Origin of the sequence: Arcicella aquatica, assembly GCF_034928825.1 — a bacterium.
GTDB classification, from domain to species: Bacteria; Bacteroidota; Bacteroidia; order Cytophagales; family Spirosomataceae; genus Arcicella; species Arcicella aquatica.
Window position 1 is genome coordinate 13,087 of sequence record NZ_JAYFUL010000061.1, and the last position, 16,339, is coordinate 29,425.

Consider the following 16,339-nt stretch of genomic DNA (forward strand, 5'->3'; position numbering starts at 1 on the left):
CTTTTAATTCCTAAAAAACACATGAAAAAACTATTTTTTATTTTGATAATCACTTCTTTGACATTGACTTCCTGTACGACTTACTACATGTCTTCAACCTCTTTAAAAGAACAACTACACAATATTAATCCTAACAAAATCAATGATGCTTATGATTTTAGACTTGGATTACTTGGCGTTGCTTTAAAAGGCGGAAAGAATTTTTATAATGGGATAGACAAAATACAAGTAACAGACAAAAATGGCAATACAGTAGAACGGCTTGTAACTACGAATACATCCATTCGGTTGACTGATACAAAAGGAAAGAGAGTTCAACTTTATTTTGATTCTATTTTTTTACGAGACAGCTTAGTTTATGGGAGCAAATCTCATTTTATCACGCTTCCTGTAATCCCTATGAATATTGATAGCTTAGTTAAAATTGAAGTTCAGTAAGTGCTTGTTTATATCACTGCTTTACGAAGATTAAGGCTTTTTTTAGTGAACTTAAATTATAATATAAAATCAAAATAATTTTGATATGAACAATCAAAATGAAACCAAGATACCTCAACATATTAAATTTTTTTTTTACTGCGTTGCTACTATTGGTATACTTGCTTACTTAATTATTTTAGTAGAAACGCTATTATCAGAGCCTATGAATCTTAGCTATTTAATGATAGCAACTGGAATATTACTTTTTAGCCTTATGGTATTTTATTTTACTTATAGATTTTTTCTATTAATATTGAGTTTGTTTATAGATTCACTCAATAATGAAAAGTAGATAAATTATAGTATATAACGCTATTAAAGGCGGATACATTTGTGGCAAATGAGTAAAATGTATATTATTTTTTAATGGAGCAAGAAATCTTTAAAAACCTTAAAAAGAAGTTGAGGTTAAGAATTCAAATAAAGATTTCTTCATTTTTATTACTCTTCGTTAGGCTAGAAGCCAAATAATAACAGTTACTCGCTTGGAAGCGAGCGAATGCGGAAACCAATCCCGAAGGGATGAAAGGATTATAGCATTTGATGAAATTAGGAAACATTTAACCCCGAAGGGGTGATAGATAACTCGTTTTCTATCACCCCTTCGGGGTTTTGGTTATGCTGTCATTTTTGTTTGCTATCATCCTTTCATCCCTTCGGGATTGATTTGGATAAAACTTACTTTCTACGCTCGCTTTGTGTGGTCATAGATTAGAGTAGGTTGGTAGCTTGTGGATTAGAATGCGATGCCTACCCCACAACCTTATAAAATGCGTTGCATTTTTGCAATGTAACATTGCGGTACACACTGACGTAGTCTCTAAGACTACGCCAAGCTGGGGATTATTCATAAATGTATGGTAACATATTTCATATAGACAATTGTTATATATTTCTAATAATAAACTATTCGTTTCTGTTATATAAGTGGATACTTAACGCCAATTTGTATAATAGATGCTTTCATAGTGATTGTTTGTTTTTTGAAAAATTAATGACTACAAATAAGAGACTTAAAATCTATTTTTAAAATCATCAATATTATAATTGTAGCAACAAATGTAATTATATAAAGAGGATAAATTGAAACTGAAAACATTGAAGACCCAAAGGTGTTTTTACCAGTGTTAAATTGACTTGCATCCATAGAAAAATCAATATTTTTCTCCTTCTTTAAACGAACTTTATTATAAAGACTCCTGTATCTTCTTTCTTGACATAAAAAATAACCATTTAGAAACCAGAAAATTGGTGTTGCAAATAATGTTACCCCAATGTAACTATTGTTACTATCTTTAGCAGATAAGACAAATGATGCTGAAATCAAAGTAATTAACCACCCTTTAATAATGAATGAATTAGTACTCATTCTGGTTATTGTGTTTTGGATAAACTCCAAATGTTTAAGTTTGTTTTCTGCCATTATTTTGTATTTTTAAGTGGTAATTTATACAACTCATCTAAAGCCATTAGAGGATTATCATATTGCTTTGTACTCAATTTTTTTAATACATTTATGTCTAAATTAGTAAATTGTGATAGCTCTGTATCTACATTGTATAAAAATAGGGGTGATACACTTTTTGAAAGTGATTCTCTTATTGGATAGGTTCGTTCTTTTTTCTTTTTTTCAATTGTATTACAAAGAGCTATTTCCGAATAAATCCATGGAGAAGATGTCATTTTAATGGTATCTTCTGATGAGATTGAATCTGGAGTATTTAAAAAGATAATACACTCGCAATTATCTATCATTTTATTAATTGCTGTAAGAAGCATTAAATAAACATGGCTTGTAGAAAGATTTCTTTTTTTATAAGAATAAAAGTTTTTTTTTATTGGATCATCCCAAGAATATACGTTATCGATTATCCTCAGTAATTTATCTGAGTATCCCCAAATAGCTGAATCAACAAAAGTTTTAAGTCCAAATTTATTAAATAACCAGCCAGCAAGTCTATATGCTAATTCTTCATTTTGGTGTGAATGTGAAAGGAAAATGTCAGCTTGAATTGTAGGAAACCAATTGTTTTGAATTTCACTTCCATTAAGCGAGTTATTGGGTAGAAGGTACTTATCTAAACTTGTTTGAATTTGCGTTTTATCATTATCAAATAAGGTTTTTCCAGTTTCTAAATAAGGATTATCATACAATTCTACAAGATAATGTTCATCAAATAATATTTGATGAACATGTTTTGCAAGTAGAGTTGTTTGCACTCTTTCCGACAATTTTAAATTAAATCCTTGATACATCGTTCTAAATTTTCAATATTTTTTTAGTGTTAATATTATGCTTTAAATTGCTGATTTTGATTCAATATTTTAAAGTAATTTGACAAAACTATTCCATATCACCAAATATTATAAACAAAAAAAACGAAGACAATCAATCAATTGCCTTCATTGGGCTAGAAGCCCTTATAATAGCAGTCACTCGTTAGAAACGAGCGAATGCGGAGAGCAATCCCGAAGGGATGAAAGGATTATAGCATTTGATGAAATTAGGAAATATTTAACCCCGAAGGGGTGATAGATAACTCGTAGTCTATCACCCCCTTCGGGGTTTTGGTGATGCAATCGTTTTTGTTTGCTATAATCCTTTCATCCCTTCAGGATTTGGCGTTCCTGCGAAACGCTAAATCAATAACCCCGATACCTGACATCCGAAAGCCGAAGACCGAAAGCTGAAACCCGACAGCCTACCCTCTACCAGCTTCCCCCAAAATAGCCTCATACTCCAACTCCGCATCGGGAACTAGGCCTGATTGGGCGATGGCGGTTTTTTGAGATAGGAGGGGTTGGTTGCCGTTGGCGGCTAATAGGTTATTGATTACTTCCTTGTTGTCGCGGAGGGTGAAGGGTACTATCTCGGGCTTGATACGTACATTTTGGGCGTCGTTGGCTAGGGTGGTGTTTAGCGTGCCGACGAAGGCTTTGATGATGTTGATGCGTCGCTGAAGGTATTCGTCGAAGATTTCTCGCTTGTCTTGTACCTTCAAATGGGCATCCAGAAACAACATTTCTAGGGCAATGCCCGATATTTGGTTCAGCCCTTTTACCGATTCAAAACTAATATCAGGCGTCTGCGTCAACGAGTAGATTAGCTTGAAAAGTGTGTCTATTTCTAGCTTTACGCTTTCGGGGGCATGGTCCCACGAAAGGTATTGTGCCGTTGCCCCAACTGAACCTTGGATAATAGCGCCCGTTTCGCCCTTTTTGGCAAAGCCCTGTATTTCGCCTTGCACAAAAATCTTTGGTGCGCCGTGGTAGTCGTTGGTGTCGGCAAAGTTGGATAATAGCGTTTCTAGTCGCTCGATGATGTGCTGAACGTCGTGCCAGTCGGTTTGTTCTGCTTGTCCGAATACCACGGGAATTTTACCGATGATGTTGGCGGTACGGCTCACTTCTGTCCAAGTTCCGCCTTGTGGTTTTGCCCAAATCAAGGTCTCTTCATCAGTATACGTTTCAAAGTATTCTGTCGTTTTGTTGTCGATGTCTTTGAAGGAAAACTGTCGCGAGAACGCCACCAAGTCTTGATTTTTGTTGAAAAATGGATACAAACGGTTGCCGTCCCAAGGCGAAATTGGTAGTACTTTTAGCTTGAATTTCGACGAGAATCCGTACTCGTTGCTAGGCTTGGCGAGTTCGGTGATGTACCAAATTTCGGCAAACTGTGTCGTGCGGAGGATGTCCTTGCACATCCTGCGATTGAAGGAGTCTATCTTGTTGTCTTCCAGTATTTTATGCAATGCCAACACTACCGCCTTTTCGTTGTTGGTACTAGGTTGGGCGTGCAACGCTACTGGGTTGCCAAAGGCAAACGACGTGGCGGTGGATACGATTTTGTTTTGAAACGCTATCGGAATACGCCCTACTTTCTCTACTCGTTGCTCTTCGTTATCGGTGCGCACTATCTTGTCGGGGCGTTTGGTTTTGTCCAACACGCTATGTCCGTCTATTTTATACTGTTTTTGATAGGTTGCAATATTGACGTCGTCGATGTTCGACTGTAGCATTTGGATGGAATCGGCAATCGATTCGGTTTTGGTGATGTCTATTACTTTCATGTTGTTAGAAAAATTTTGCTAAATCATTAGCGGTTTTATTGAAATTAGGCAGGTGATAATCAAGGGCATAGGCGATTAAATCCACGTATTCGTCGTGTTCCTTGACGGGAAATCCGCAGACTTCATCGACAAAATCGTCGTTCCAATTGTCCGAAACCAAGTACACCCTGCCACATTCTATCTTCGGACTTTGGGCGTTTAAACGGGTAGTTTTGTCGTCCTTGGGCGAGGGCGTTTTGGTGATATTCAACGACGTTTGTGCCGATAATACTTGGATGATGGAAAGCCCGTTTGCCTTGGGTTCTATCCTGATACTGCTGTTGTGGGTGTAGCCGTTGGCAAGGGCGAAGTCGCTCAAGAACCGCAACAATTCTGGAAATTTATAATATACCTTTTTGGCTTTGGTGATATACAAGGCGTTCCCGATTCGGCAGGTGGCTATTATGCCGCTTGGGTCGTTTTCTTCCGAGCGGTTCGTATAGGCAGTATCGGCAAAGAAAATAATGGGTTCGGTAGTGTGTATACGTTCAAACTCATTGTTGGAAATATACTGAAACCATTCTTTTTTAATGATGTTCCCACCGTCTTCGCTTGGCGACTGTTCGTACTGATTTGCATAGCCACGACTGCCTAAATCTACCTTGGCTTCTTCCAAGACAGTCCTGTTCAAACGGTTGATGTCCAGCAAACCATTGGTGTAAAATTCCTTTAGTTCGGGCGGACTTACCTTTGTGGACACCTCCGCAGGTAAGCAAAGATGCCTGATGCTTTCGCCTTTTTTGTCCAACAAATACCCCGTGACGTCCTTGTCGTGGAGGCGTTGCATGATGGTTATCACGGGCGTGTTTTCTTTATTCACCTTTCGTGACGACAACGTCTTGGTATGTTCATTAGCCGTCTTGCGGTCGGCATCAGAGGCCGCCTGTGAGGGGTTCAGGGGGTCGTCAGAGATAATTACGTGGGCGTGTTTCCCTGTGATGGTTCCGCCCGTGCTGGTGGTGTAGCGTGCGCCCGTCTGGGTGTTTTCATAAGCCCCTTTGGACGATTTATCACGCCTGATAACCACCTCGGGAAACAACCTTTTGTACTTTTCAGCCGTAATAATATCCCGACTTTTCACGGAATGTTCTATCGACAAATCGTTGGAATACGAATTGGTGATGATGCGGATGCTTGGGTCTTGGGTCCAGAGCCATGCGGGAAACATAATAGTACTGATGGTCGACTTAGTCGTACCTGGTGGAATATTAATGATGAGGTCGTAGGGTTTCTTCTCACGACTGATAATAGACTTTGCGAGGGTCTGGAGTTCGTCGCACAGCAAAGGAATGTGCCAGTTGTACACAGGCGCTTCTTTGATGACGACGTCCCAAAACGACTGCACGAACTCGAAAAACGAGTGTTGACAGGCTTCCCTTTCAATGGCAATCAGCAGGCTATCGGGTATGTCGATATTAGTTTTCAATTTTTCGGGCGATTAATAAGAGTTGTTTCTTTTCGACTTCGGTAAAATCGTCGAGGTTCACCATCCTGCCAATAGGGGTGGGAGGCTCGCTGTTTTTGGCAGTATTCAAATTTCGTTCGGTTGCGTATAGACCTAAGAGTTTCCTGCGTTCCATCAGCTGATAACGGATTTCGGAGATGTACCGAGGGTTGCCGTATTCCTTTACGTCTTTGGTGGCTTGCTCGGTGTCGGTCAGGCTGATAAACGTTTCGTCGTCAAACAGGCTGACTTGTTCCTTTTCTTTTTTGCTGACCGATATTTTTCCTTTCTGTTTCGCCGAATGCTGTTGATAGTCGGTTTTAGATTTCTCCCAAGCTTCCCACAGTTCGGTAATCGCCATGTCTATCCGTTCGAGTTCTAATTGAATGGCTGCATCGATATTGCCCATTCTCTGCCGTCGCCATTCTTCGACTAGCAAAGCAATATCCGCCCGAATGGTTTGGGCACTGATGGCTTTTTCGGAAGCCATGCGTTGCTGTGCCAACTCGGCTATCTTCCTGACGGAATAGCCCTTTTTGTATAAATCGGCTACGATTTGAAGGCGATGTTGTTTTTTCATGTGTTGTAGAAAAGGGTATGTATGTAGCACGAGTTTCCAACTCGTACATGATTTCACGAGTTTTCAACTTGTACATGACTTCACGAGTTGGAAACTCGTGCTACTTTAGTGTTAGCATCATCATTTTATCAAAACAACCACCATCACCACCCCGCCGATATAATTAAGTACCTTGGCAAAAAATAGCTTTCTGGTGAGTTTTGCCACCACCTTTTCTTTATCGACCAAACTATTCTGGTAAAAATCTCGCTCGATAGTCCTGAGCATTAAATCGCTTGAGGTTTGTTCCAAACTCTTTTGCATGATGCTTAGTTTTTGCTGAAATGCCTCTGCATTAATTTTGCTTGCCAGCGCATCTTTTGCCGCCAATTCTGTGAAAATGTAGTAACCCTTGGGCAACAATTTGCGGTAGTGGGCAATGGTAGTATCGCTATTGTTTAAACACACTGTCGATATAACTTTGGAGGCGTTCGCCTTGCAAGTTGTTGATATAGGTATTGTTAGCGTCAATAGTGCTATCAATCTTACGAAACTTCTGTTGGATAAGGCTATCATTTTTAGAGGGTTTAATCATTATCTGTGGTCGATTTTCCTGCGGTTTTGAGTGCTTGGAGCATTGTGAAAAAACTACAATCAACACCACAATCAAGAAGGCAAAGAGCAGGGAAACCTTGTCGGCGGTGAGTTCCGTTTTTATTTTATTGATTGTTTGCCAAAGCGTAGCGAAGCTCATAATCTTGTCGGGTTTTGCGGTTTGTGGCATGTAAAGTCTGGATTTTCTGAAGTTCTACTTCGTTGCTATCAAGGATTTGCTTCATCCTGAGGTTCTGTTTGGCCAGTTCATTTGCCAGCAGTCGGTTTTCGATAATCACCGACTTAAAGCCCGTTACACAGGTGTCGCACACCCCAAATTGGTTCTGAGCGACGTTCTCGACTTCTTTGCGCATCACTGCTATCTGGTTAGTTTTCTGGAGCTGTACAGCCAAGTCTGTAGGTGCATGGTGGACTGTCGTAGCCGTCGATTCCTGACAGCTTGTTAGTCCGCTGATGATAAGGCCTGACCAGATAATCAGCGAGGAAATGGTGTTAAATGTACTTTTCATGTAGGTGGATTTTTTTTAAGTTTTCGATGCGGTTAAGCCAGCCCCGCAGGAATTTTCGTTGAGTACCCACGCCTATGGCTTGGTAGTAGTGGGTGCGGTATTGGTAGATTTTGCTGTAAAGCTTTCTAGTGTTCGCCTTGTTGATTTTGCGGATGGTCGCTGTCCCAAATACGCCGTCGGGCGTGGCACCTACGATGCGCTGAATGGCCTTTACGTTGGCTTTGTCTTTGCCAGGGCCACAGTTCACGAGGATATCTACGATGGTTTCGGCGATGGCTTGGTTGTGGATGGTTTGGGCGTTGGCGTAGTTCCAGTACATGGCTTTATAAATGGGCTTGATGTCGTGCTGGGTCGTTAGGGCAAGGTCGAAAGCAGAAACCTTGCCGTCGGCATCTTTGTCGCACGCAAGGGCGATGGCCCGCAGGCAGGCACGTTTGTAGGTGCTGAGGGTCACGCCGTATTTGGTGGCACCTCCGCGGTCGTATTGGGTGACGGTAAACAAGACACCCTCGGCTTTGAGGAGATGCGGGAAATAGCGGTTGAAGTCTGCTGGAAAAGCAATAGCCGACTTCAATACAATGCCCACTGTAAGGATGAATTTTTTTTTGTTCATTTAAAAAAAGGTGTTTTTTCAGGTGTTCAAGTGTAGTTTTTTTGCCTTTTGGAAAAAAAATAAAATTATTTTTTCCAGCTAAATTTTCTAGTGTTCGGATAATACGAAGGTTAACTTTTGGGCTAAAAGAATTATACAAATTTATTCAAAAAGGGCATACAACGGTACTTTTTTTTCATATATCTTTGTGCAAGAAATCTACAATTCTTCTGAAAATTATGAAAGAAAAAATCTTAGCCTCGCTCAAAAACAGGTACAAAAATTTGGGTTTGAGTGAAAAGATTCTCGATGGAATTGCCGATATGTTGGCAAGCACTACTCTCGAAGAATCAGCGATTGAAACCGCCGTAGGTGGGGTCGAAACATTAGCCAAAAGTTTTCAGTCGGAAACCGACCGCATCAGAACGGAAGCCACCAAAGCCAAAGCCGACGCCTTGCGAAAAGAGGATGAAAACAAAAAGGGGGGCGCTACCGAACCCGACACATCAGACATGCCTGCGTGGGCAAAGGGGTTGATGGATGCCAACAGACAGTTGACTGAAAAGTTGACGGCGTTGGAGTCTGGAAAGACAACAGAAACACGCAAAAGCTTACTAGAAGAAACATTGAAAGATGCCCCAAGGGCTTTTAAGAACAAGGTTTTAAAAGACTTTGAAAGAATGAACTTTGGCACCGACGATGACTTCACGAATTACCTAACCGACACCCAAACAGACCTTTCGGCTGTAACCCAAGAGATTGCTAACGTTGGCCTTTTAGCACGCCCCGTACCGATAGCGGGCAGTGGAGGCAAAACCAAAGAACCTTCAAAGGCTGAGCTGGATAGTGTGATGGGGAATATTATGTGAATTAGTTGTGATTGAGTGAGTTGTGATTGAGTGATTTTTTTTATTTAACCGTGGTATGTGGCTCACAAAACACAATATTGGGATAAGCTAGGCGTGTAATATTACCCGCAGATTTTCGCTGATTTGAAACGCTGATTTTCGCTTCAACTGTGTTCTGTGCCACAGAAAACGGGTGAGTACCTCGGTTGAAGGTTGAAAAAATCACTCAATCACTAACTCACAACCCACTCAATCACAACTCACTAAATCACTAACTCACTCAATCACAACTGACTAACTAACTCAATCAATCACTAAATCACAATTAATTAAAATGGCAGGATACGCAAACCTTTCAAATCCTGATGAAAGCATTTTATCAGAGAAAGATTCAATCGTTATCATGAATAACCTTGAATCCATCAAAGGTGGCAAAACGCTTGATATTACGGGTTTTGGCCCTACAATCATCAAAGCGGGACATGTAATCATCCGTGAAACAGCCACGGGACTTTTCAAGCCCATGCCACTCGCCACCAACGACACCGTCTATGGATCATTGCCTTCGGGACATACCTATGCGGGCATTTTGGTAGCCACCATCAGAACCGCAAAACCCTTTGCAGGTATCATGATTCGCGGCACTGTTAATATAGTAGCCTCACCTTTTTCTTTAACCTCAATTTTGTCGGCAGTAAAAACAGCCTTGCCACAATTGATTTTCACAGCAGACGAATAAATGGAACAATCATTATTTATTGAATGGGTAAACAAATGGTTTCCCGGTATCACTACACGCGTGGTGCAAGAGTTGAACGACGCTAAAAATGAATTGACCTATTTACACAGAGCATTGCTGAGAAAACAGTTCTCTGCGACAGGTAAATGGGAGTCAATCAGTGTGGCGAACACTGCTATCATGGCCGACGTCGTGGCGATGGATAGCGAATTACCCTTGAAAAAGCGTGACTCAATCTCCAAAGCCAATGGCGACATCCCTAAGTTTGGCATGGAGCTGAAAATGAACGAACAACAACTGACTAACTTGGACGTAACCATCGCCCAAAATGCTACTGAAAGTCAGATTATCAGCGCCATCTTCAACGATACGCCCAAAGTAATTACGGGTATCTGGGAACGCAACGAGCAGGTATTTTTGCAGGGACTTTCAACGGGCGTAGCCTTGGTTGACAGCGACAACGTAGGGACGGGTATCAGAATAGACTACGGCTACAAGGCTGATAATAAGTTTGTTGCCTCGGTACTATGGTCGTCGGCATCGACAGCCAAGCCCATCGACGACATCGAAAATGTGTTTACAAAGGCAAGTCTGGATGGCAATGTGTTAGGTACTATTTACATGGACAAAACGGCCTTTAATAACATGACCAAGGCGACGTCGTTCAAGGAGATGTTTGCTTTCAATGCGGGCTTCTCGGGAGGGTCTATTCCTTCGCCATCCATCGAACAGGCACGTCAGGTGATTCTCTCACGCTTCGGGGTAAACCTACAGATTATCGACAGAGCGGTGCGTTACGAGAAAAACGGCGTGCAGACGACCTTCAAACCTTGGCAAGATGGCATGGTGGTATTTACACCAGCGGGACCAATTGGCTCGTTGTTTTACGCTAAATTGGCGGAACAAAATCACCCAACTGCGGGCGTGACGTATTCTGTGACGGATGATTTTATCTTGGTATCGAAGTTCAGAACCAACCGCCCATCGTTATCAGAATTTACGACTTCCCAAGCAAGAGTAATTCCTGTGATTTCAAATGTGGAGGGGATTTATACGCTGGATAGTAAGTCAGTTGGGTGATTTGTTAATTAGTTGTGATTGAGTGATTTAGTGAATGAGTGATTGTTTTTTACTTCCGTGGTCTCGCTACTCGACTTGGCGTCCCCGACTTGTTCTGAAAGGCAAGTCGAGTACAGATAAAGAGGATTTTAAATACTTTTTATCTGTACTTCGAGATGCCCTTTGGAACATCTCGAAGAGCAAAGTACCATGTAGCGGTAACCCTTGCGGTTACCGATGGGTAGAGGCTTTTCGACTTGGCTTGTAAGGTATCAAAACGTTGTTATCACCACCCCAAGAACGGTAACCGCCAGGGTTACTGCTACATAGTACTTGCTTCTCTACTTGTTCTAAAAGGCAAGTAGAGAAGCAATAGAAATGGTGTTCAGTGTGCCATGAACCACGGGATTGGTCTGAAAATACTCATGGCATGACTTCAAGTCATGCCATGAGTTACTCACTCAAAAAGCAAGATTAAACTTACTAAAAAAATCACTTACTCATGCAAAACTCACTAACTCACAACTAATCACTCATTCATTCAATCACTCAATAGAACAACTCACAACTCAAAACTCAAAACTAAAAATATGCCTTCCATCAAGCAAATCATTCAAGCAAGGATTTTGGAATTTGGGTTTACACTTTCTGAGATTACGCTGGACTCATACATCACCAAAACAAGCATAGATGGCAGTCGGGAATACAACACAGACAACGCTATCGATGCCGACAAGCTGATGTACGCCATTGTGCCCATGCTATTGTTAGTACCCAAGGTGTCGGAAGGACAGTACTCACGAGAATACGCCATTGCCAACATCAAAGCCTATTATCAATCGCTTTGCTTGGAGCTTGGTCTTCCCGATACGCTGAATCCAGTACCATCCATCACCGATAAATCAAACCAATGGTAGTATCAACGCAATATCCTTATAGCCTATACCAGTATCAGATACTGGCCTCGAGCCAAGATGCCACAGGCGATTTTGTCAGCAACGGAGCCGAATGGGTGTTGATGGCAAAATGCCGTGACGAAACCACATCCGCCCAACGAATGCCCACTGTTGATGACGGCATTGCGTATATGCCTGATGCGGTAGTGTATTGCGAGGTATCTTGCGAAGTGATAAACGTTGGGTCAAAAGTACAGGTAAGAAACCCCGACGGTAGCGTCAGGCTATCAGGAACTTGCCGAGGATTTTCAAAAGACACCTTTCATAGCAGACTATGGGTTTAATAAAAACATTCGACCTCTTCGGCATCCATAAAAGGCTTGAAAAAGTAAACAAGCAGTTTAGGGAAAAAGTAATCCAAAGCCTTGACGAAATAGGTGCCGAATGTGTGGATACCGCCCTAGAAAATGCAGACTATGACGACCCAATGGGAAACCGCCGTAGTTCAATAGGCTATGTGGTGCTGGATAATGGCGAGGAAGTCAATTCAGGAGGGTTCAAGCAAATAGAAGGCTCGTTAGGCATCAAGTATGGTTCGCAGAAAGGGAAAGATTTGGCAGAAGAACTGGCAGGTAACCATAGCGAAGGCTTTGTCCTTATCGTGGTGGCAGGCATGGAAAATGCTGCTGCGGAGGAAGCCAAGGGGAAAGATGTGTTGACCTCTTCAGAAGAATTGGCAAAAAAGGAAATACTGAAAGTACTTAATAAAGTTCAGCAAGAAATGAAAGAAGAGCCATGAAAACACAATTCGACCAAATCGCCACGCTTTACGCCATCCTGAACGATTCGAATCTAAAAACTGCCATCAGCGGAGGACTGTACAAATTACGCCGCCCCGTCAACAGTAGCCAAGAAGACGTAGTCATCAACAGCCTCAGCATCGGCGAAGGCAACTTACAACGGGGCATCGTCAACGTGAATATCCATGTGCCTGACCTCGTCGTGAAGGTCAATGGCGAAGTTCAGAACCAACCCAATATCAAGCGTTTAGGTGAATTAAGCAGCCTTGCATACGATATTTTAGCAGAAGTAAGCACCAGTACTTACTCGATTTTTATTCAATCATCCACGATTATCGAAGAGAGAGCCATCAATGCTCATTTTCAAAACATACGATTAATTTTCACTTTTTATAACACATAAAATGGCAACAGTAACCTACGGATTAAAAAGCATTAAATATGGCGACATCGCCAATGACGGCGGAACAGCAACAGCCTTTGTTTCAAAAGGATTGACCCTTTCAGACACCTTCAAGATTGAAACGGGCGACAACGAAGTACAGGAATTTATGTCGGAAGAAAACGACTATCCCGAGGAATCCATCATCACGATGGGCAAGAAGCAGTATAAATATACGGTCATGAATGCCGACGCAGACATTGCAGGATTTTTGTTAGGAGGCACGGTAGCCGCAGGCGTTTGGAGCTCACCCGATACTACTTCCAAAATTCAGAAATCTGTGCAGATTGAAACCAAAACAGGGCATATCATCACGATAAACCGTGCCTTAGTATCGGCAAAACGTGCGGGTGAATTCAGTAAAAAAGCCTTGGCAACCATCGAGGTTACGCTGACGGTAATGAAGCCACAAAAGGCAGGCGTATATGCCGAGACGTGGGAAGACCCATCATAATCAACAAGATTTGAGTAATGATAAAATTGTTAAAAAGCCTGTAATTTTTATGGGCTTTTTTTACAAAATTATCGCAAAAATCGCTATATTTGTATAAGTGTTATGCGTCACAATACTCCCCTGAAAAACGGCTTCGTTTTTAATTTTATTAATTCTTTATAGCTAATTTTATAGCTGAATCACATAAAAAGACATTAAGATAATAAAATGAAAAAGACTTTAATTATTGCCCTAAGCTTATTAATGAGTACTTACACCTTTTGCCAAACACCTAGTAGTTTTGATAGAGAAGAGGTAGTGGAAGTAAAAAATACGAAAGCCAAGCTGTATGCCAATGCCCAAACATGGATAGCCAAAACCTTTGGTGACTATAAGTCTGTGATTCAATTTGAAGATAAGGAACAGGGGAGGTTGATTATTAAGGGGTTGTCTGATTTGGGTATCAACTCTTATCCTGATTTTAAATATACGATTACTATTGACGTAAAAGAGAATAAATATAGGTATTCAATTAATGATATACAAATGGGTTTTGGCAATTATGAAGATAAGATTGCAAGTACTTATTCACCATTTGAAGAAGATATTAGTGGACTTAAAACCGTTAAATTAAAACTAGATAATATAACGGCATTATCAACTAGTAATATGTCTAAAAAAGAGTTAAAGAAACATGAAGAAGAAGTTAATAGTTTAAAAGGAACGTATGGAAGAGTTTCTTTTAGAATATCTAAAGTAAAAGAAATTCTGGATAGTATTTCTAACTCTTTAAAAACAGCCATGAAAAGTAATGATGATTTTTAAAGTTTAAAGATTTCTTCTTTTACGTATATTTATTAGCGTTATAATAATCAATTTATTTGTATTCCTAGCGAAGGACTTAGGTCCTACCGATTACCCATAAGTTTGTAAATTATTAATAATCAGATTCTTATCTCTAGCGAGGGACTTAAGTCCCTCGCTAGAGATAAGGGCTTCAACGCTTGGTTTTAAAGACTATTTATGTACATTTAAGCTAATTTGATCAATAATTACATTTCCATTTCAACGTTTTAAAAGATGTGGGTAATCAGTAGGACTTAGGTCCCTCGCTAATGATAAAGAGTGCTAGTTTAAATTTTATTAATTCTTTTTAGCTAATTTTATAGCTGAATCACATAGAAAGACATTAAGATAATAAAATGAAAAAGACTTTAATTATTGCGTTAAGCTTATTAATCAGTACTTACACCTTTTGCCAAACACCTAGTAGTTTTGATAGAGAAGAGGTAGTGGAAGTAAAAAATACGAAAGCCAAGCTGTATGCCAATGCCCAAACGTGGATAGCCAAAACCTTTGGCGACTATAAAGCTGTGATTCAATTTGAAGATAAGGAACAGGGGAGGTTGATTATTAAGGGGTTGTCTGATTTAGATTTGAGGTCTTATCCTAATTTTAATTATACTATTACGATTGACGTAAAGGAGAGTAAATATAGATACTCGATTAATGATATAAAAATGGGATTTGGTATTTCTGATAGTAGAATTGCAGACTCATATTTTCCACTTGAAAGAGATATTAAAGGGGTTAAAACAATTAAAGTAGGATTAGATAGTATACTTGCCTTGTCAACAAACAGTATGTCCAAAAAAGTATTAAAAAAGCATGAGGAAGAGGTAAATAGCTATAAACGAGCCTACCAGAGTTATTCTTTTAGAATCTCAAAAGTAAATGATATTCTGGATGATATTTCAAATTCTTTAAAAACAGCCATGAAAAGTAATGATGATTTTTAAAGTTTTTCTTTGACGTATATTTATTAGCGTTATAGTATTCGATTTGCTTTCATGAGTAGCGAGGGACTTAAGTCCCTCGCTATTGATAAACAGTGCTAGTTTAAATTTTATTAATTCTTTTTAGCTAATTTTATAGCTGAATCACATAAAAAGACATCAAGATAATAAAATGAAAAAGACTTTAATTATTGCGCTAAGCTTATTAATCAGTACTTACACCTTTTGCCAAACGCCTAGTAGTTTTGATAGAGAAGAGGTAGTGGAAGTAAAAAATACGAAAGCCAAGCTGTATGCCAATGCACAAACATGGCTAACAAAATACTATGGCGATTACAAACCTTTTGTAAAATTTGAAGATAAAGAACAAGGTAAGCTAGTTATAAATGGGATATCACTCCTTCTGATAGATTATCACCCCGATTATAAATATGTAGTAACTATTGATGTAAAGGAGAATAAATATAGATATTCAATTACTAATGTTGAGTTAGGGTTAGGACCTAATAAAACTGCTTATACATCTTATTACTATTTTGGTGCTAATAGCGAATTAACTAAATACAATTCCATTAAACAGCAAATTGATAGTTTATCAGCATCAACAACCACCAATTTATCTAAAAGAGAGTTGAAAAAGCATGAGGATTTATTAAATAAAGACAAAGAAAAATATAAGACGCAAGCTGAAATTGTGAATAGAATAAACTTTTCTCTGGATGAATTAATTAGCTTATTAAAAACAGCCATGAAAAGTAATGATGATTTTTAAAGTTTAGAGATTTCTTCGTTAACGTATATTTAATAGCGTTACAATAGTTGATTTACTTTTATCCCTAGCGAGGGACTTAAGTCCTACTGATTACCCATAAGTATATAAATAACTGATAATCAAGGTATTTATCCCTAGCGAGGGACTTAAGTCCTACTGATTACCCACATCTTTTAGATAAGATAAAAAAAATTAAGAACTTGTAGCATGGAAATGTTTTTAGGTATAGAAAAAAAATATCTGTTC

General features: G+C 39.7%; 22 protein-coding genes. 12 read left to right on the forward strand and 10 right to left on the reverse strand.

The features are described 5' to 3' along the window. Positions 1 to 21 precede the first annotated feature (21 nt). The gene (locus VB264_RS22685; RefSeq protein ID WP_323253303.1) at positions 22 to 438 is read left to right on the forward strand and encodes a hypothetical protein; all 417 of its coding nucleotides are present in this window, start codon (positions 22 to 24) and stop codon (positions 436 to 438) included. A 1,033-nt stretch (positions 439 to 1,471) separates the two neighbouring features. Here VB264_RS22685 and VB264_RS22690 read toward each other — a convergent pair. The 9 genes from VB264_RS22690 to VB264_RS22730 all read right to left on the reverse strand — a co-directional run bounded on the left by VB264_RS22690 (position 1,472) and on the right by VB264_RS22730 (position 8,329). After that, positions 1,472 to 1,903 carry a hypothetical protein gene (locus VB264_RS22690; protein ID WP_323253305.1) on the reverse strand — a complete coding sequence of 144 codons (432 nt, stop codon included), beginning with the start codon at positions 1,901 to 1,903 and terminating at the stop codon, positions 1,472 to 1,474. Beyond that, positions 1,903 to 2,736: a hypothetical protein gene (locus VB264_RS22695; protein ID WP_323253307.1), complete on the reverse strand. Its 834-nt coding sequence runs from the start codon at positions 2,734 to 2,736 to the stop codon at positions 1,903 to 1,905. The genes VB264_RS22690 and VB264_RS22695 overlap by 1 nt, the downstream gene beginning before the upstream one ends. 446 nt (positions 2,737 to 3,182) lie before the next feature. Then, positions 3,183 to 4,550, reverse strand: a complete 1,368-nt coding sequence (locus VB264_RS22700) for a phage portal protein (protein WP_323253309.1) — start codon at positions 4,548 to 4,550, stop codon at positions 3,183 to 3,185. Between the two features lie 4 nt (positions 4,551 to 4,554). Continuing rightward, a complete protein-coding gene (locus VB264_RS22705) occupies positions 4,555 to 5,376 on the reverse strand; it encodes a hypothetical protein (protein WP_323253311.1) in 822 nt (273 codons plus the stop codon). A gap of 628 nt (positions 5,377 to 6,004) precedes the next feature. After that, positions 6,005 to 6,613: a hypothetical protein gene (locus VB264_RS22710; protein WP_323253313.1), complete on the reverse strand. Its 609-nt coding sequence runs from the start codon at positions 6,611 to 6,613 to the stop codon at positions 6,005 to 6,007. A gap of 120 nt (positions 6,614 to 6,733) precedes the next feature. Further along, on the reverse strand, positions 6,734 to 6,982 hold the full coding sequence (locus VB264_RS22715) for a hypothetical protein (RefSeq protein WP_323253315.1): 249 nt from the start codon (positions 6,980 to 6,982) through the stop codon (positions 6,734 to 6,736). 61 nt (positions 6,983 to 7,043) lie between these two features. After that, a complete protein-coding gene (locus VB264_RS22720) occupies positions 7,044 to 7,346 on the reverse strand; it encodes a hypothetical protein (RefSeq protein WP_323253317.1) in 303 nt (100 codons plus the stop codon). Beyond that, positions 7,312 to 7,716, reverse strand: a complete 405-nt coding sequence (locus VB264_RS22725; protein WP_323253318.1) for a hypothetical protein — start codon at positions 7,714 to 7,716, stop codon at positions 7,312 to 7,314. Before VB264_RS22725 ends, VB264_RS22720 begins: the two co-directional genes overlap by 35 nt. Then, the gene (locus VB264_RS22730; protein ID WP_323253320.1) at positions 7,700 to 8,329 is read right to left on the reverse strand and encodes a glycosyl hydrolase 108 family protein; all 630 of its coding nucleotides are present in this window, start codon (positions 8,327 to 8,329) and stop codon (positions 7,700 to 7,702) included. The genes VB264_RS22725 and VB264_RS22730 overlap by 17 nt, the downstream gene beginning before the upstream one ends. Before the next feature lie 218 nt (positions 8,330 to 8,547). Here VB264_RS22730 and VB264_RS22735 point away from each other — a divergent pair, with 218 nt between their 5' ends. Next, entirely contained in the window at positions 8,548 to 9,177 is a 630-nt protein-coding gene (locus VB264_RS22735) for a hypothetical protein (protein WP_323253322.1), read from the forward strand. A gap of 40 nt (positions 9,178 to 9,217) precedes the next feature. Here the strand turns inward: VB264_RS22735 and VB264_RS22740 are convergent, their stop codons facing one another. After that, a complete protein-coding gene (locus VB264_RS22740; RefSeq protein ID WP_323253324.1) occupies positions 9,218 to 9,340 on the reverse strand; it encodes a hypothetical protein in 123 nt (40 codons plus the stop codon). A 150-nt stretch (positions 9,341 to 9,490) separates the two neighbouring features. Between VB264_RS22740 and VB264_RS22745 the strand changes: the two genes are divergently transcribed. The 10 genes from VB264_RS22745 (at position 9,491) to VB264_RS22790 (ending at position 16,093) form a co-directional block, all read left to right on the forward strand. Continuing rightward, entirely contained in the window at positions 9,491 to 9,895 is a 405-nt protein-coding gene (locus VB264_RS22745) for a hypothetical protein (RefSeq protein ID WP_323253326.1), read from the forward strand. Then, positions 9,896 to 10,975 carry a major capsid protein gene (locus VB264_RS22750; protein ID WP_323253328.1) on the forward strand — a complete coding sequence of 360 codons (1,080 nt, stop codon included), beginning with the start codon at positions 9,896 to 9,898 and terminating at the stop codon, positions 10,973 to 10,975. Between the two features lie 569 nt (positions 10,976 to 11,544). Further along, positions 11,545 to 11,871, forward strand: coding sequence for a DUF6706 family protein (locus VB264_RS22755; RefSeq protein WP_323253330.1), 327 nt, complete (start codon positions 11,545 to 11,547; stop codon positions 11,869 to 11,871). Further along, positions 11,865 to 12,194 (forward strand): hypothetical protein, encoded by a 330-nt coding sequence (locus VB264_RS22760; protein WP_323253332.1) that lies wholly within the window; start codon positions 11,865 to 11,867, stop codon positions 12,192 to 12,194. The genes VB264_RS22755 and VB264_RS22760 overlap by 7 nt, the downstream gene beginning before the upstream one ends. After that, positions 12,185 to 12,649: a hypothetical protein gene (locus VB264_RS22765; RefSeq protein ID WP_323253334.1), complete on the forward strand. Its 465-nt coding sequence runs from the start codon at positions 12,185 to 12,187 to the stop codon at positions 12,647 to 12,649. The genes VB264_RS22760 and VB264_RS22765 overlap by 10 nt, the downstream gene beginning before the upstream one ends. Then, entirely contained in the window at positions 12,646 to 13,053 is a 408-nt protein-coding gene (locus VB264_RS22770; RefSeq protein WP_323253336.1) for a hypothetical protein, read from the forward strand. Before VB264_RS22765 ends, VB264_RS22770 begins: the two co-directional genes overlap by 4 nt. 1 nt (position 13,054) lies before the next feature. Further along, positions 13,055 to 13,546: a hypothetical protein gene (locus tag VB264_RS22775; RefSeq protein ID WP_323253338.1), complete on the forward strand. Its 492-nt coding sequence runs from the start codon at positions 13,055 to 13,057 to the stop codon at positions 13,544 to 13,546. A gap of 207 nt (positions 13,547 to 13,753) precedes the next feature. Then, complete coding sequence (locus VB264_RS22780) at positions 13,754 to 14,350, forward strand: DUF4468 domain-containing protein (RefSeq protein WP_323253340.1); 597 nt, start codon at positions 13,754 to 13,756, stop codon at positions 14,348 to 14,350. 377 nt (positions 14,351 to 14,727) lie between these two features. Continuing rightward, a complete protein-coding gene (locus tag VB264_RS22785; RefSeq protein ID WP_323253342.1) occupies positions 14,728 to 15,324 on the forward strand; it encodes a DUF4468 domain-containing protein in 597 nt (198 codons plus the stop codon). 169 nt (positions 15,325 to 15,493) lie between these two features. Further along, the gene (locus VB264_RS22790; RefSeq protein ID WP_323253344.1) at positions 15,494 to 16,093 is read left to right on the forward strand and encodes a DUF4468 domain-containing protein; all 600 of its coding nucleotides are present in this window, start codon (positions 15,494 to 15,496) and stop codon (positions 16,091 to 16,093) included. Positions 16,094 to 16,339 lie beyond the last annotated feature (246 nt).

Excerpts from the sequence above, each read along its gene's own strand:
- VB264_RS22685 (WP_323253303.1), top strand. The coding sequence starts at position 22 with ATGAAAAAACTATTTTTTATTTTGATAATCACTTCTTTGACATTGACT.
- VB264_RS22690 (WP_323253305.1), bottom strand. The coding sequence starts at position 1,903 with ATGGCAGAAAACAAACTTAAACATTTGGAGTTTATCCAAAACACAATA.
- VB264_RS22695 (WP_323253307.1), bottom strand. The coding sequence starts at position 2,736 with ATGTATCAAGGATTTAATTTAAAATTGTCGGAAAGAGTGCAAACAACT.
- VB264_RS22700 (WP_323253309.1), bottom strand. The coding sequence starts at position 4,550 with ATGAAAGTAATAGACATCACCAAAACCGAATCGATTGCCGATTCCATC.
- VB264_RS22705 (WP_323253311.1), bottom strand. The coding sequence starts at position 5,376 with ATGCAACGCCTCCACGACAAGGACGTCACGGGGTATTTGTTGGACAAA.
- VB264_RS22710 (WP_323253313.1), bottom strand. The coding sequence starts at position 6,613 with ATGAAAAAACAACATCGCCTTCAAATCGTAGCCGATTTATACAAAAAG.
- VB264_RS22720 (WP_323253317.1), bottom strand. The coding sequence starts at position 7,346 with ATGAGCTTCGCTACGCTTTGGCAAACAATCAATAAAATAAAAACGGAA.
- VB264_RS22725 (WP_323253318.1), bottom strand. The coding sequence starts at position 7,716 with ATGAAAAGTACATTTAACACCATTTCCTCGCTGATTATCTGGTCAGGC.
- VB264_RS22730 (WP_323253320.1), bottom strand. The coding sequence starts at position 8,329 with ATGAACAAAAAAAAATTCATCCTTACAGTGGGCATTGTATTGAAGTCG.
- VB264_RS22735 (WP_323253322.1), top strand. The coding sequence starts at position 8,548 with ATGAAAGAAAAAATCTTAGCCTCGCTCAAAAACAGGTACAAAAATTTG.
- VB264_RS22745 (WP_323253326.1), top strand. The coding sequence starts at position 9,491 with ATGGCAGGATACGCAAACCTTTCAAATCCTGATGAAAGCATTTTATCA.
- VB264_RS22750 (WP_323253328.1), top strand. The coding sequence starts at position 9,896 with ATGGAACAATCATTATTTATTGAATGGGTAAACAAATGGTTTCCCGGT.
- VB264_RS22755 (WP_323253330.1), top strand. The coding sequence starts at position 11,545 with ATGCCTTCCATCAAGCAAATCATTCAAGCAAGGATTTTGGAATTTGGG.
- VB264_RS22760 (WP_323253332.1), top strand. The coding sequence starts at position 11,865 with ATGGTAGTATCAACGCAATATCCTTATAGCCTATACCAGTATCAGATA.
- VB264_RS22765 (WP_323253334.1), top strand. The coding sequence starts at position 12,185 with ATGGGTTTAATAAAAACATTCGACCTCTTCGGCATCCATAAAAGGCTT.
- VB264_RS22770 (WP_323253336.1), top strand. The coding sequence starts at position 12,646 with ATGAAAACACAATTCGACCAAATCGCCACGCTTTACGCCATCCTGAAC.
- VB264_RS22775 (WP_323253338.1), top strand. The coding sequence starts at position 13,055 with ATGGCAACAGTAACCTACGGATTAAAAAGCATTAAATATGGCGACATC.
- VB264_RS22780 (WP_323253340.1), top strand. The coding sequence starts at position 13,754 with ATGAAAAAGACTTTAATTATTGCCCTAAGCTTATTAATGAGTACTTAC.
- VB264_RS22785 (WP_323253342.1), top strand. The coding sequence starts at position 14,728 with ATGAAAAAGACTTTAATTATTGCGTTAAGCTTATTAATCAGTACTTAC.
- VB264_RS22790 (WP_323253344.1), top strand. The coding sequence starts at position 15,494 with ATGAAAAAGACTTTAATTATTGCGCTAAGCTTATTAATCAGTACTTAC.